Raw genomic sequence first — 13,973 nt, forward strand, 5'->3', positions numbered from 1 at the left:
GAAGTGACTATCCCCCGCTTTACCGACATCGACTTCGCGGCGGCCGTCCCGGCCAACGCGGAGGAGGCGTTCGACGCGATCAACCACGAGGTCGGCCACTCCGCCGGCTGGCAGACGCCCGAGCACATCCTGGTGCCGCCGCTGTACCGCGGCGCCGACGTGGCGAACCTCGACTTCCTCGAGACCGCCCCTGGCATCCCGCCGTTCCTGCGTGGTCCCTACGCCACGATGTACGTCAACCAGCCGTGGACCATCCGCCAGTACGCGGGCTTCTCGACCGCCGAGGAGTCCAACGCGTTCTACCGCCGCAACCTGGCCGCCGGCCAGAAGGGCCTGTCGATCGCGTTCGACCTGGCCACCCACCGCGGCTACGACTCGGACCACCCCCGCGTGGCCGGTGACGTCGGCATGGCCGGTGTCGCCGTCGACTCCATCCTCGACATGCGGCAGCTGTTCGACGGCATCCCGCTGGACCAGATGTCGGTGTCGATGACGATGAACGGCGCGGTGCTGCCGGTGCTGGCGCTGTACGTCGTCGCGGCCGAGGAGCAGGGCGTGAAGCCCGAGCAGCTGGCCGGAACCATTCAGAACGACATTCTGAAGGAGTTCATGGTCCGCAACACCTACATCTACCCGCCGTCGCCGTCGATGCAGATCATCGCCGACATCTTCGCCTACACCTCCGCCAACATGCCGCGGTTCAACTCGATCTCGATCTCGGGCTACCACATGCAGGAGGCGGGCGCCACGGCCGACATCGAGATGGCCTACACGCTGGCCGACGGCGTGGAGTACATCCGCGCCGGCGAGTCGGTGGGCCTCAACGTGGACCAGTTCGCGCCGCGCCTGTCGTTCTTCTGGGCCGTGGGCATGAACTTCTTCATGGAGGTGGCCAAGATGCGCGCCGCCCGCATGCTGTGGGCGCGCCTGGTGCGGCAGTTCGGGCCGAAGAACCCGAAGTCGATGTCGCTGCGGACGCACTCGCAGACCTCCGGCTGGTCGCTGACCGCGCAGGACGTGTTCAACAACGTGGGCCGCACCTGCATCGAGGCGATGGCCGCGACGCAGGGCCACACCCAGTCGCTGCACACCAACGCGCTCGACGAGGCCATCGCGCTGCCGACGGATTTCTCGGCCCGCATCGCCCGCAACACGCAGCTGTTCATCCAGCAGGAGTCGAAGACCACGCAGACGGTGGACCCGTGGGCCGGCTCGGCCTACGTCGAGAAGCTCACCGAGCAGCTCGCCCGCCGCGCCTGGGAGCGGATCCAGGAGGTGGAGGCTGCGGGCGGCATGGCCAAGGCCATCGAGCAGGGCATCCCGAAGATGCGCATCGAGGAGGCTGCGGCCCGCACGCAGGCCCGCATCGACTCCGGCCGCCAGCCCGTCATCGGCGTCAACAAGTACACCCTCGACAACGAGGATGAGCTCGAGGTGCTGAAGGTCGACAACCGTGCGGTGCGCGCTGCGCAGATCGCCAAGCTGGAGCGCCTTCGGGCCGAGCGCGACGAGGCCGTCACGCAGGAGATGCTCGAGCGCGTCACCTGGGCCGCGGCCACCCCGGACCCGACCGACCCTGACCGCAACCTGCTGAAGGTCTCGATCGACGCGGCCCGCGCCAAGGCGTCGCTGGGCGAGATCTCCGACGCTTTGGAGAAGGTCTTCGGCCGCTACACCGCGCAGATCCGTACGATCTCTGGTGTGTACAGCAAGGAAACCGGCAGCAACGAGGCCGTGGACAAGGCCCGCAAGCTGGTCGAGGAGTTCGAGACCAAGGAGGGCCGTCGCCCGCGCATCCTCATCGCGAAGATGGGCCAGGACGGTCACGACCGTGGCCAGAAGGTCATCGCCACCGCCTATGCCGACCTCGGCATGGACGTCGACGTAGGCCCGCTGTTCCAGACCCCCGAGGAGACCGCGCGTCAGGCCGTCGAATCCGACGTCCACGTCGTCGGGGCCTCCTCGCTCGCGGCCGGACACCTCACCCTGGTGCCCGAGCTGCGCAAGGAGCTGGACAAGCTGGGCCGCAGCGACATCATGGTGGTCGTCGGTGGCGTGATCCCGAGCCAGGACTTCGACGAGCTGCGCGCCAACGGCGCAGACGCGATCTACCCGCCCGGCACGATCATCCCGGAGGCCGCGATCGACCTGCTCACCAAGCTGAACGAGCGCCTCGACGACTGACGCTGGTTGAGCCCGATTCGCTCGCGAATCGGTGTCGAAACCCCCAGGCGGTCCGACCTGCACAACAACAGAGACCCCCGAGCAGCTGCTCGGGGGTTCGTTGCACCCCAGGGAGTCGGTCGCCCACTCGGATCGTGGACGCAGCGGCGGGCTCGGCGAGGAGTAACCTTCCGGCATGACTTCGCTGCTCGTCACCGGCGGGGCCGGGTTCATCGGAAGCAACTTCGTCCACTGGGCGCTCCAGCACACCGATGCCTCCGTCGTCGTGCTCGACGCCCTGACCTACGCGGGCAACCCGGCCAACCTGGCGGGCCTGCCGCGTGAGCGGTTCGAGCTGGTGGCCGGCTCCGTCACCACGCCCGGTCTGGTCAACGAGCTGGTGGAGGCGGCGGACGCCGTCGTGCACTTCGCCGCGGAATCGCACAACGACAACTCCCTCGAGGGGCCGGGCGCGTTCATCGACACCAACATCCTCGGCACCTACCACGTGCTGCAGGCCGTGCGGCAGTTCGGCCGGCGCCTCCACCACATCTCCACCGACGAGGTCTACGGAGAGCTGGCCCTGGGTACGGCGGAGCGGTTCACGCCCGAGTCGCCGTACGACCCGTCGTCGCCCTACTCCGCCTCGAAGGCGGCCAGCGACCACCTCGTGCGCGCGTGGGTGCGCAGCTTCGGCGTCGAGGCGACCATCTCCAACTCCTCGAACAACTACGGCCCGCGCCAGCACGTGGAGAAGTTCATCCCCCGCCAGATCACCAACCTCATCGACGGCATCCGCCCGAAGCTCTACGGAACCGGTGAGAACGTGCGCGACTGGATCCACGTCGACGACCACAACGCCGCCGTCTGGGAGATCCTCCAGAAGGGTCGAAGCGGCGAGACCTACCTCATCGGCGCCGACGGCGAACGCAGCAACAAGGAAGTCGTGGAACTGATCCTCCAGCTCATGGGCCACGGGGCCGACTGGTACGACCACGTCAACGACCGCCCCGGACACGACCTGCGCTACGCCATCGACGCCACGAAGCTGCGCGAGGAACTGGGCTGGGAGCCGCGGTACACCGTCTTCAGCGAGGGGCTGGAGGACACCATCACCTGGTACGAGGACAACGAGGCATGGTGGCGGCCCATGAAGGCGGCGACCGAGGAGCGGTACGCGGCCAGGGGGCAGTGAGGCAAGACAGCGGACGAGGACCCAGATTGGGGGATGGTCCTCGTCCGCCGTCACCCAAGCCTACTCGATACACCACCAAATCAACCACTGTTATGAAACCGGCGGCGGCATCGTCCGGCACGGCGCCGACGGGGGCCACTGCAGACACCGGCCGGGGTCCCCGACTGCACGCGAGGACCTCGCGATAGGGTCGACAGCATGCGCAGGATGAGTGTTGAGGACCTGGCCCAGGGCATCGTCGAGGGCTCCAGGGGGCACATCGCCAGGGCCATCACGCTGGTCGAGTCCCTGAAGCCCGCGCACCGCGAACAGGCCCACGAGTTGCTGCAGCGCATCGCGCCGCTGACCGGCAACGCGTTCCGCGTCGGCATCTCCGGCGTGCCGGGCGCCGGCAAGTCCACCTTCGTCAACGCGATGGGCGTCAAGCTCATCGACGAGCGGGCGCACCGGGTGGCGGTGCTGGCGGTGGACCCGTCGTCGTCTCGCACCGGCGGCTCCATCCTGGGCGACCGCACCCGCATGGCAGACCTCGCGCAGCGCGACGCCGCGTTCATCCGGCCCTCCCCCTCCGCCGGGCACCTCGGCGGGGTCGCGCGCGCCACGCGGGAGTCGATGCTGGTCCTCGAGGCCGCCGGCTACGACGTCGTCCTGGTCGAGACGGTGGGCGTGGGGCAGTCGGAGGTCGCCGTGCACGGCATGGTCGACACCTTCCTGATGCTGCAGGTGGCCCGCACCGGTGACCAACTGCAGGGCATCAAGCGCGGCATCCTGGAGCTGGCCGACGTGATCGCCATCACCAAGGCCGACGGCGACAACGAGCAGGCCGCCCGGGTCGCGGCCCGCGAGCTGACCATCGCCATGAAGCTCATCACCAGCGACAACGAGAAGCGCCGCGCACCGGTGCTGACGTGCTCGTCCTACACCGGCGCCGGCCTCGACGAGGTGTGGGACGCCGTGACGGAGCACCGCCGCGAACTGGAGGAGGAGGGCTCGCTGCAGGCCCGCAGGCTGGCGCAGCAGCGCGACTGGCTGTGGAACATGGTGCGCGACGAGCTGATGGAGTCGCTGCGCACCTCCCCGGAGGTCCGCGCGGTGGCCGACGGCGTGGAGCAGCGCATCGAGGACGAGTCGCTCTCGGCGCTCGAGGGGTCTGCGGAGATCCTGCGGTCCTTCGCGGAGAACATCGCGTCGTTCCCGTGGTCCCGGAGCCCGTCCTGAGCGGCGCCAAGGCCCCGACGCGGGCCGGCGCCGCCGTCGGGAACGAGGCCGACGAGCAGCAAAACGCCCTGCGCGAATGGGGTTGGCCTCATCCCTGCGGGTAGACTGCCCGAGTACCGTTGCGTCCGGATACCTGAGGAAGGAGGCGCATGGGAGTCTTCGACAAGGCCGAGAAGCGGATCGAATCCGCCGTCGGCAAGGTCTTCGCACGTGCCTTCAAGGGCTACGTCCACCCAGTCGAGATCGTCGCGGGCATCCAGCGTGAACTGGACGCCGAAGCCAAGCTCCTCTCCCGTGACAAGCGCCTGGTGCCCAATGCGTTCACCATCGGCCTGTCCCAGGGTGACCACGACAGGCTCGCGCCCTACTCCAAGACCCTCAACGCCGAGATCCTGCCCTCCATCCGCGACCACGCGGCAGACAGGCAGTACGTCTTCAACGGCCCCATCTCCATCGACTACGTGCTGGACCCGTCCCTCCCGACGGGGCAGTTCACCGTCGCCTCGGAGGCCATCGCGCCGGAGACCCGCAAGGAGTCGCCCCGCCCGGGCCGGCTCGTGCTCGAGGTCAACGGCGTGCGCCACCCCCTCGTCGCCCCCGGCATCCTGATCGGGCGCGGCACCGAGGCGGACCTCCGCCTCAACGACCCCGGGGTCTCGCGCCGCCACGCGCTCATCACCGTCGGCGGGGACCCCAACCACCCGGTCATCACCATCGAGGACCTGGGTTCCACCAACGGCGTGCACGTCAACGGCAGCCGCATCAGCAAGACGAGGATTGGAGAAGGGGCCCGCATCGAGATCGGGAACACCCGAATGTTGGTTCACACGCCTTCGGAGACCTGAGTGTCGGACCTCGTCATCGCGGCGATCAAGATCGCCTTCCTCGGCCTGCTCTGGCTGTTCATCCTGTTCGTCGCCAACGTGGTGCGCACCGACATGTTCGGGCGCCGCGTCCCCGTCTCCTCGCTGAGCGCCATCCCCGCAGACCGCGGCCGCGGCAAGAACCGCTCGAAGCTGCCCACCCGCTTCGCGATCACCGCCGGGCCGCAGCAGGGCGTCTCCGTGCCGGTCGAACCGACGATCAACCTGGGCCGCGCGGCGGATTCGACGCTGCTCCTCGACGACGACTACGCCTCCGCCCGGCACGCGCAACTGGTGCAGAAGGACGCCACCACGTGGGTCATCTCCGACCTGCAGTCCACCAACGGCACCTACGTCAACGGCAAGCTCGTCACCGAACCCACCAAGGTCACCGTCGGCGACGTGGTGCGCATCGGCAAGACCCTCATGCGGCTGGAGATCTAGGTGACCTTCAGCCTCCGCTTCACCGCGCACTCCGAGGTGGGCCGCATCCGCAAGAACAACCAGGATGCCGGCTACGCATCGCCCACCATGCTGCTGGTGGCGGACGGGATGGGCGGCGCGGCTGCAGGCGACCTGGCCTCCGCAGTCGCCTCCACGGAGGCGGCCCGCTCCGACGCGCACGACGAGGTGCGCGCGGCCGACGGCGAGGAGTTGCTGGCACGCATCGCCGGCATGATCGCGCGCTCCAACACCAAGCTGACGGATCTCATCGAGTCCAACCTCGAACTCGACGGCATGGGCACCACGTTCTGCGGCGCGCTGTTCAACGGCACGCAGTTCGGGCTGGCCCACATCGGCGACTCCCGCGGCTACCTCCTCCGCGACGGCGAACTCACGCAGCTGACGCACGACCACTCCTGGGTGCAGTCGCTGATCGACGAGGGCAAGATCACCCCCGAACAGGCCGCCACCCACCCGCACCGCTCCCTGATCCTCAAGGTGCTCAACGGCCAGGTGCACTTCGAGCCAGACCTCGAGGTGCACGAAGCCCGCCTCGGCGACCGCCTGATGTTCTGCTCCGACGGCTTGAGCGGCCTCGTCGACGACGACGTGATCCAGCAGGTGCTGCAGGACGAGGACCTCGACGCCGCCGTCGCCACCCTTGCCCGGTTCGCCAACGACAACGGCGGCCACGACAACATCACCATCGTCATCGGCGAGGTCGTCGAACACGACGACGAACTCGACGCCGTCCCCGCCCTGCTGGTGGGCTCGGCCACGGAGGTCGAGATCCCGCGCGCCGGCGGCCCGGTGGCGCTGCCCACGGGTCACGGCTACCCCAGCACGCCGTCGGACGTGAAGGTCGAGCACGACGCCGAGGAGGCCGCCCGCTACGCCCCCACGGAGGGCAGGCGACGGTGGCCCGGCATCATCGCCACCATCGTCGCCATCGCGCTGGTGGTGGGCGGCGGCTGGTGGGCCACGTCGTCCTACGTGGCCAGCCGCTACTTCATCTCCGCCGACGACGGGCAGGTGGCCGTGTTCAACGGCGTGCCCGGCAACGTGCTGGGCGTCACGCTCAACAACCTGGTGGAACGCACCGACATCCCGGTGGAGGACCTGCCGCACTTCTTCAGGGGCGAGGTTGAGGCGTCGATCACGGTGGGGTCGATCGAGGCGGCCGAGCGCACCGTCGGCTCGCTGCGGGACCTCGCGGAGGCCTGCGTCGCCATCCGTGAGGAGCGCCGGGCGGAGCGGGACAACCCGCCGGCATCGGAGTCGCCGTCGCCCTCCCCCGAACCGTCGGGCGGCCCGTCTGTCTCGCCCGAGCCCACGCAGTCGCCGGAGGAGGAGGGCCCCGGCCTCCCGTCGAGCCCTCAGCAGACGGGCGCCCCCAGCTCACCCGTGACCGCCGCCGTGCCGCCGCTGCTGGCGCCCTTCACGCCTGAGCCCGTCGAGACGCCCACGCTGGCCGAGGAACTGGCCACGCTCGAACCGGGCCCGGGCGAAGAGGCCGACCTGGAGGACTGCTGATGTCTGCACAGGCTCAGGTGATGCCCCAGGTCGCCGACGAGGTGATCGTCTACAAGAAGCGGCGCAACGTCGAGTTGCTGCTGCTGGTGCTGGCGCAGTCCTTCGGCTTCGCCGGCTGGGTCATCACCAACCTCAACCTGTACGGCGAGCTGCCGTCGAACATGGCGACGGTGGCCGCCCTCTGGTACGGCATGGGCCTGGCCGCGCACCTGGTGGTGCGGTTCAAGCTGCCGTACGCGGACCCGGTGATCCTGCCCAGCGTGTTCCTGCTCAACGGGCTGGGACTCGCCATGATCTACCGCATCGACCAGATCCCCGACCCCGTGCGCACGGATTCGGCGATGCAGCTGGTCTGGACGGCCCTCGGGCTGGTGCTGTTCGCCCTCGTTGCGGTGCTGCTGCGCGACCACCGTCGACTCCAGCGCTACCCGTACCTGCTGTTCATCGGCGGCCTGATCCTGTTGCTGCTGCCGCTGGCACCGTTCATCGGCCACGCCTCGGGCGGCGCGCAGATCTGGATCCGGGTGTTCGGCTTCTCCTTCCAGCCTGCCGAAGTGGCCAAGATCATGCTGGCCATCGCGTTCGCGGCCTACTTCTACGAGAAGCGCGACGTCCTGGCGCTGGCCGGCAAGCGCTTCCTCGGCATCGAGTTCCCCCGTGCGCGCGACCTGGGGCCCATCGCCGTGATGTGGCTGGCGTCGCTGGCCGTCATGGTGTTCCAGAACGACCTGGGCACCTCGCTGCTCTTCTTCGGCCTGTTCACCGTGATGATCTACATCGCGACGGAGCGGCCGGCGTGGCCCATCATCGCCGGGCTGGCCTTCGTCGCGGCCGGCATCGCCGCGTACAACTTCACCAGCCACGTGCCCCGGCGCGTCAACGCGTGGCTCGACCCGTTCTCCGACTACGACCGCAACCTCCAGATCATCTCGGCGCAGTTCGGCTTCGCGTGGGGCGGGCTGTTCGGCCGGGGCTGGGGCCTCGGCCGCCCGGGGCTGACGCCGCTGGCGAAGTCCGACATGGTCGCCGCCGCCATCGGCGAGGAGCTCGGCATCCTCGGGCTGATGGCCGTCGTGCTGGTGTACGCGCTGCTGATCGCGCGCGGCTTCAAGACCGCCGTCACCTCGCCGGACGGGTTCGGCAAGCTGCTGGCCGCCGGCCTCAGCTTCGTGTTCGCGCTGCAGGTGTTCGTCATCATCGGCGGCGTCACCCGCCTCCTGCCGCTGACGGGCCTCACCACGCCGTTCATGTCGCAGGGCGGCTCGTCCCTGATCGCGAACTGGATCATCATCGGCATCCTGATGGTGGTCTCGCACCGCAGCCGCCTGCCGCAGGCCGCGACGGCGGTGCCGCAGGACCCGGCGCAGCTCGAGGCCGCGTCGCTCGACGACGCGACGGCGGTGATCAAGCGATGAACGTGCCCATCCGCAAGGTCGCCTCCTTCGTCGCACTCCTCATGGCCGCGCTGCTGGTCAACATCACGTGGATCTCGGTGGCGCGCACCGACACCCTCAACGAGGACGGCCGAAACCGCCGCGTCCGCGACGCGGAGTTCTCGAAGAATCGCGGCTCGATCCTGGTCGGCAACACCCCCATCGCGCAGTCGGTGGCGGGCTCGGGCCGGTTCCCGTACCTGCGCAGCTACCCGCAGCCGGAACTGTGGAGCTCGGTGACGGGCTGGTACTCCTACGACTACGCCCGCTCCGGCCTGGAGCAGAGCTACAACCAGCAACTGGCCGGCACCTCGTCGTCGCAGGCCGCCAGCCGCGTCGTCGACATCCTCAGCGGCCGGCAGGGGCGCGGTGCCAACCTGTCGACGACGCTCAACCCCGCCGCCCAGGCCGCGGCCGTCAGCGCGCTCGGCAATCAGCGTGGCGCCGTCGTCGCCATGGACTACACCACCGGCGAGGTCCTGGCTCTGGTGTCGACGCCCACCTACGACCCCAACCGGCTCGCGACGGTGGACCTCCCCGCCGAGCAGGCCGCCTGGACCGAGCTGCTCAACGCCCCCGAGGAACCGCTGAAGAACCGTGCCACGCGTGAGGTCTACCCTCCCGGGTCGACGTTCAAGCTCGTCACGGCCGCGGCGGCGCTGGAGGACGGCATGGTGCCGTCGACGGAGGTGGACGCCCCGGCTTCGTTGCGGCTGCCGAACTCGTCCCGCTCCATGGGCAACTCCACCAACTGCGGCGGCGATCGCGTCACGCTCGAGCAGGCGCTCAAGACCTCGTGCAACACGGCGTTCGGCAACATCGGCCTGGAGTTGGGCGCCGACAAGATGATCGAGATGGCGGAGAAGTTCGGCTTCAACAAGGAGCAGACCATCGACATCTCGGCCGCCACCTCGCGGTTCCCGACCGAGATCGACGAGGCCCAGACGGCGCTGACGGCCATCGGCCAGTTCGACGTGGCGGCCTCCCCGCTGCAGATCGTGCAGGTGGCCGCTGCCATCGCCAACAACGGCGAGATGATGAAGCCGTACCTGGTCTCCACCGTCACCAACCGTGACCTCACCGTGCTGAGCTCCACCTCGTCGGAGTCGCTGGGCCGCCCCATCTCGGAGGCCACCGCACAGCACCTGCGCGACATGATGGTGGCCACCGTCGAGGACGGCACGGGCCGCCCGGCCCAGATCGACGGCGTGGTGGTCGGCGGCAAGACCGGCACCGCCCAGACCTCCCCTGACCGACCGCCGTACGCGTGGTTCGTCGGCTACGCCGAGGACCCCAAGGTCGCCGTCGTGGCGTTCGTCGAGGACGCCGACGTCGAGCGCGACGACATCTCGGGCGGCCGGCTGGCGGCCCCCATCTTCAAGGCCGTCGTGGAGGCATTGCGGTGAAATTCTCAGACTTCTCTCATGTGCATGCTTCAAGATGGTGCGTGACGAACCGAAAGGACCGGGTGCGATGACAGAGCGAGGAGCCCTGCTCGGCAACCGCTACGAACTCGACCAGATCATTGGTCGAGGCGGGATGGCCGAGGTGTGGCGCGCGCGTGACGTGCGGCTGGAACGTGACGTCGCGGTCAAGCGGCTGCGCGTCGACCTGGCCAGCGACCCCACGTTCCAGGCGCGGTTCCGCCGCGAGGCGCAGTCGGCCGCGGGCCTGAACCACCCCAACATCGTCGCCGTCTACGACACCGGCGAGCAGCTCGACGCCGTGTCGAACGTGTCGGTGCCCTACATCGTGATGGAGCTGGTCGAGGGCATCACGCTGCGCGAGGTGCTGCGCGGCGGCCGCAAGCTGGTGCCCGAGCGCGCGCTGGAGTTCACCGCCGGCGTGCTCGACGCCCTGGCGTACTCGCACCGCGCCGGCATCATCCACCGCGACATCAAGCCCGCCAACGTGATGATGACCTCCAACGGCACGGTCAAGGTGATGGACTTCGGCATCGCCCGCGCCGTGGCGGACACCTCGGCCACCATGACGCAGACCGCGGCCGTGATCGGCACCGCGCAGTACCTGTCGCCCGAGCAGGCGCGCGGCGAGAAGGTCGACAACCGCTCCGACATCTACTCGGTGGGCTGCCTGCTGTACGAACTGCTCACCTCGCAGCCGCTGTTCAAGGGCGATTCGCCGGTGAGCGTCGCCTACCAGCACGTGCGCGAGGCGCCCGTGCCGCCGTCGCAGATCGACCCCGAGGTCACGCCGGAGATGGACGCCATCGTGCTGAAGTCGCTGGCGAAGGACCCGAGGGACCGCTACCAGGATGCCTCCGAGATGCGCGAGGACCTCCTGCGCGCGCTCAACGGCCAGCCCGTGCTGGCGGCCGCGCCGGCCGACGTGCCCACCCAAGTGATCCCGTCAGACCCCATGACGACGACCGCCCGCCGCGGCGTGATGCCGGCGGACCAGGTGACGTCGGCCGCCTCACCCCTGCCCCCGCCGCCGGTGGTGCCCGTTCCGCTCGAGGGGGACGCCGAGGACGAGGAGCCTCGCTCGCGCACCGGCATGATCGTGCTGGGCATCGTGGGCGCGTTGGTGCTGATCGGCCTGATCATCGGGCTGGTCATGCTGCTGAACCCGCCCGGCCCGTCCGACGAGGCCTCGCCGTCACCGTCTCCGTCGCCGTCGCAGACGTCGGCCAGCCCGACTCCCTCGCCGTCCCCGTCCCCCAGCCCCTCGGTCAGCCCCTCCCCCGAGCTCGTGGCGATGCCCGACGTGCTCGGCATGAGCAGGCTGCAGGCCGAGAACACCGTGCGCAACGCCGGGCTGCAGCCCGTCGTCGAGGAGCGCGCCGGCACTGCCGACGACCGCGGCCAGGTCATCGAGACCGACCCGGTGGCAGACGTGGAGCTCGAACCCGGCACCGAGGTGACGCTGTTCGTCTCGACGGGCGTCGAGACCCGCACCATCCCCGAGACGGTGACCGGCATCAATTACGACGCCGCCGTGGACCTGCTGACCGCCAGCGGCTTCACCAACATCCAGGAGGCGGTGCAGGCAGATCCTGCCGAGGAGGGCCCGCAGGCCAACCTCGGCGACGTCATCAAGACCGAGCCCGGCCCCGGCAGCACCGTGGCGATCGACACGCCGATCACCTTGTACGTGGCCACGGGCAACTCGATCGTCCCGCGCCTGACCGGCCTGACGCAGGCCGAGGCGCAGGAGGCCGCCGCCGAGCGCGGCTTCACGATCACGGTGGTCGAGGAGGAGTCGACGGCCGAGGCAGCCGGCAAGGTCTTCGCCCAGGAGGCACCCTGGGATGAGCCGTGGCCGCGCAACCAGCCCTTCGAGGTGAAGGTGGCCAAGGCCCCGGCCTCGGAGGCGCCCTCGACGTCGCCGCTGCCGGGGCTGTCGCCCACCCCGTAGTTATCGCTACGCCAGGAAGGGGTCGGTGTGGATTATCCACACCGACCTCCTTTCCGTGTAGGGACAAAAGCCCGCCCCGGCTGCCGGGGGCCTTCTGGTGGCCGGTGCCCGGGCTTCCAACTGCTCACGGCGACCCACCGGGCACCGCGCCCCACCGGGCAGGTGGCACAATGAGGCGGTGGCCCGCATCCTCGTCATCGACAACTACGACTCGTTCGTCTACAACCTCGTGTCCTACCTCGCGCAGATCGGCGCGGAGGTCGAGGTGTGGCGCAACGACGACCCGCGCTTCGCTGACGCCACCTGGCACGAGGGCTTCGACGGCATCCTGATCTCGCCCGGCCCCGGCACGCCCGAGGCTGCCGGCGTCTGCATCGACGTGGTGCGCACCCTCTCCGGCGTCAAGCCCATCTTCGGCGTGTGCCTGGGCCTGCAGGCGATCGGCGTCGCGTTCGGCGGGGTCGTCGACCGAGCGCCGGAGCAGCTGCACGGCAAGACCTCCCCCGTCTTCCACGAAGGCCAGGGCGTCTTCGCCGGGCTGCCCTCACCGGTGACGACGACGCGGTACCACTCGCTGGCGATCGTCCAGGACTCGGTGCCCCCCGTGCTCGAGGTCACCGCCCGCACGGAGAGCGGCGTGATCATGGCGGTGCGCCACCGCGAGCTCGCGGTCGAGGCCGTGCAGTTCCACCCGGAGTCAGTGCTCACCGAGGGTGGTTACCAGATGCTGGCCAACTGGCTGGTCGAATGCGGCGACGCCGACGCACCCAGGCGCGCGGCCGGGCTCAGCCCGCTCGTCGCGGCCGACATGTCGCTGGCCGACTGATCACCTCGGCCGGGCCTGCCGCACGCCGGTCGAGCCGCTGAACGCCGGCAGGTCGAGCGTGCCGACGCCCTCCACCGTGAAGCCCAACCGGTAGGCCTCGACGTACTGCCGATAGATGGTGACCGCCGGGGACTCGTCCAGCGCGCGCTGCATCAGCGCCCGGTCCCCGATGGCCTCGATCACGTACGGCGGTGCGTACGGGATGCCGTGCAGCACGACGGTGTTGCCGACGCACTTGATGCCCGTGGTGGCGATCACCCGCTGTCCCTGGATGCTCATCGCCTCCGCGCCCCCGGCCCACAGGGCGTTGACCATGGCCTGGATGTCCTGCTGGTGCACCACCAGCGCGTCGTCCGCCACGCCGGGCGGCTTCACGTCGGCCGGGGCATCGGTCAACGTGATGCGGATCCCGGGGCCCGTGACGGGGGTCATGCTCGCGTCACGTTCGGCGAAGACGAGGTCGGTGGCGAAGTCGCCGGCGTTCTGCTGCTGCGTGAGCGCGCTGACCTCTGCCTGCAGTTCGTCGGCCTGCGCGCGCAACTCCTCGTTGCGGCGACTCTGGCTGATGATCAGGTCGCGCATGTCTGCGGTGCGGTCGCTGCGCAGGTCGGTGCCGCGCGCCGCGATCGCCGCCACGGTCATCATCAGGCCGGCCATGACGCACACCAGGACGCTCGCCGTGCGGCCGCGCGCGGTGCGCGTGCGCAGCTGGTTCCGGGCCATGACGGCGCGCACGGCCGACACCCGCTCCCTCGCCACGCGCCACAGCTTCATGGGCCCAGCGTACGTCGCCCGGGGGCATCGACGGCGTGCCCGGCCCGCCGTCGTCCACCCCGCACGCGCAAATGTGGCTCTTCGTACCTGAGCGTGGGGTGAGCGGGGATCCGATGGCGGGCGTGTCGGCGGGGTGAAGGGGGTCG

At 69.7% G+C, this 13,973-nt stretch carries 11 protein-coding genes; 10 read left to right on the forward strand and 1 reads right to left on the reverse strand.

Annotated features, from left to right (window positions below; translation table 11 throughout):
• Positions 1–3 precede the first annotated feature (3 nt).
• The 10 genes from scpA to ABEA30_RS10115 all read left to right on the forward strand — a co-directional run bounded on the left by scpA (position 4) and on the right by ABEA30_RS10115 (position 13,053).
• Positions 4–2,184 carry a methylmalonyl-CoA mutase gene (gene scpA, locus ABEA30_RS10070; RefSeq protein WP_345582417.1) on the forward strand — a complete coding sequence of 727 codons (2,181 nt, stop codon included), beginning with the start codon at positions 4–6 and terminating at the stop codon, positions 2,182–2,184.
• Between the two features lie 175 nt (positions 2,185–2,359).
• Positions 2,360–3,358: a dTDP-glucose 4,6-dehydratase gene (rfbB, locus tag ABEA30_RS10075; RefSeq protein ID WP_345582419.1), complete on the forward strand. Its 999-nt coding sequence runs from the start codon at positions 2,360–2,362 to the stop codon at positions 3,356–3,358.
• Between the two features lie 198 nt (positions 3,359–3,556).
• Complete coding sequence (gene meaB, locus ABEA30_RS10080) at positions 3,557–4,576, forward strand: methylmalonyl Co-A mutase-associated GTPase MeaB (RefSeq protein WP_345582421.1); 1,020 nt, start codon at positions 3,557–3,559, stop codon at positions 4,574–4,576.
• Between the two features lie 149 nt (positions 4,577–4,725).
• On the forward strand, positions 4,726–5,421 hold the full coding sequence (locus ABEA30_RS10085) for a DUF3662 and FHA domain-containing protein (protein WP_345582423.1): 696 nt from the start codon (positions 4,726–4,728) through the stop codon (positions 5,419–5,421).
• The gene (locus ABEA30_RS10090; RefSeq protein WP_345582425.1) at positions 5,422–5,883 is read left to right on the forward strand and encodes an FHA domain-containing protein FhaB/FipA; all 462 of its coding nucleotides are present in this window, start codon (positions 5,422–5,424) and stop codon (positions 5,881–5,883) included.
• Positions 5,884–7,416, forward strand: a complete 1,533-nt coding sequence (locus ABEA30_RS10095; protein WP_345582427.1) for a PP2C family protein-serine/threonine phosphatase — start codon at positions 5,884–5,886, stop codon at positions 7,414–7,416. It abuts the gene before it with no gap.
• Positions 7,416–8,831: an FtsW/RodA/SpoVE family cell cycle protein gene (locus ABEA30_RS10100; RefSeq protein ID WP_345582429.1), complete on the forward strand. Its 1,416-nt coding sequence runs from the start codon at positions 7,416–7,418 to the stop codon at positions 8,829–8,831. The genes ABEA30_RS10095 and ABEA30_RS10100 overlap by 1 nt, the downstream gene beginning before the upstream one ends.
• Complete coding sequence (locus ABEA30_RS10105; RefSeq protein WP_345582431.1) at positions 8,828–10,255, forward strand: peptidoglycan D,D-transpeptidase FtsI family protein; 1,428 nt, start codon at positions 8,828–8,830, stop codon at positions 10,253–10,255. The genes ABEA30_RS10100 and ABEA30_RS10105 overlap by 4 nt, the downstream gene beginning before the upstream one ends.
• A 67-nt stretch (positions 10,256–10,322) precedes the next feature.
• On the forward strand, positions 10,323–12,227 hold the full coding sequence (pknB, locus tag ABEA30_RS10110; protein ID WP_345582433.1) for a Stk1 family PASTA domain-containing Ser/Thr kinase: 1,905 nt from the start codon (positions 10,323–10,325) through the stop codon (positions 12,225–12,227).
• A 178-nt stretch (positions 12,228–12,405) separates the two neighbouring features.
• Complete coding sequence (locus tag ABEA30_RS10115) at positions 12,406–13,053, forward strand: aminodeoxychorismate/anthranilate synthase component II (protein WP_345582435.1); 648 nt, start codon at positions 12,406–12,408, stop codon at positions 13,051–13,053.
• Here ABEA30_RS10115 and ABEA30_RS10120 read toward each other — a convergent pair whose 3' ends face one another.
• The gene (locus ABEA30_RS10120; RefSeq protein WP_345582437.1) at positions 13,054–13,827 is read right to left on the reverse strand and encodes a DUF881 domain-containing protein; all 774 of its coding nucleotides are present in this window, start codon (positions 13,825–13,827) and stop codon (positions 13,054–13,056) included.
• Positions 13,828–13,973 lie beyond the last annotated feature (146 nt).

The sequence above is a fragment of the Tessaracoccus lubricantis genome (assembly GCF_039544535.1).
GTDB classification, from domain to species: Bacteria; Actinomycetota; Actinomycetes; order Propionibacteriales; family Propionibacteriaceae; genus Arachnia; species Arachnia lubricantis.

What these genes read in the sequence shown, in the direction of transcription:
- rfbB (WP_345582419.1), top strand. Translation starts at nt 2,360, where the DNA reads ATGACTTCGCTGCTCGTCACCGGCGGGGCCGGGTTCATCGGAAGCAAC.
- meaB (WP_345582421.1), top strand. Translation starts at nt 3,557, where the DNA reads ATGCGCAGGATGAGTGTTGAGGACCTGGCCCAGGGCATCGTCGAGGGC.
- ABEA30_RS10085 (WP_345582423.1), top strand. Translation starts at nt 4,726, where the DNA reads ATGGGAGTCTTCGACAAGGCCGAGAAGCGGATCGAATCCGCCGTCGGC.
- ABEA30_RS10100 (WP_345582429.1), top strand. Translation starts at nt 7,416, where the DNA reads ATGTCTGCACAGGCTCAGGTGATGCCCCAGGTCGCCGACGAGGTGATC.
- ABEA30_RS10105 (WP_345582431.1), top strand. Translation starts at nt 8,828, where the DNA reads ATGAACGTGCCCATCCGCAAGGTCGCCTCCTTCGTCGCACTCCTCATG.
- pknB (WP_345582433.1), top strand. Translation starts at nt 10,323, where the DNA reads ATGACAGAGCGAGGAGCCCTGCTCGGCAACCGCTACGAACTCGACCAG.
- ABEA30_RS10120 (WP_345582437.1), bottom strand. Translation starts at nt 13,827, where the DNA reads ATGAAGCTGTGGCGCGTGGCGAGGGAGCGGGTGTCGGCCGTGCGCGCC.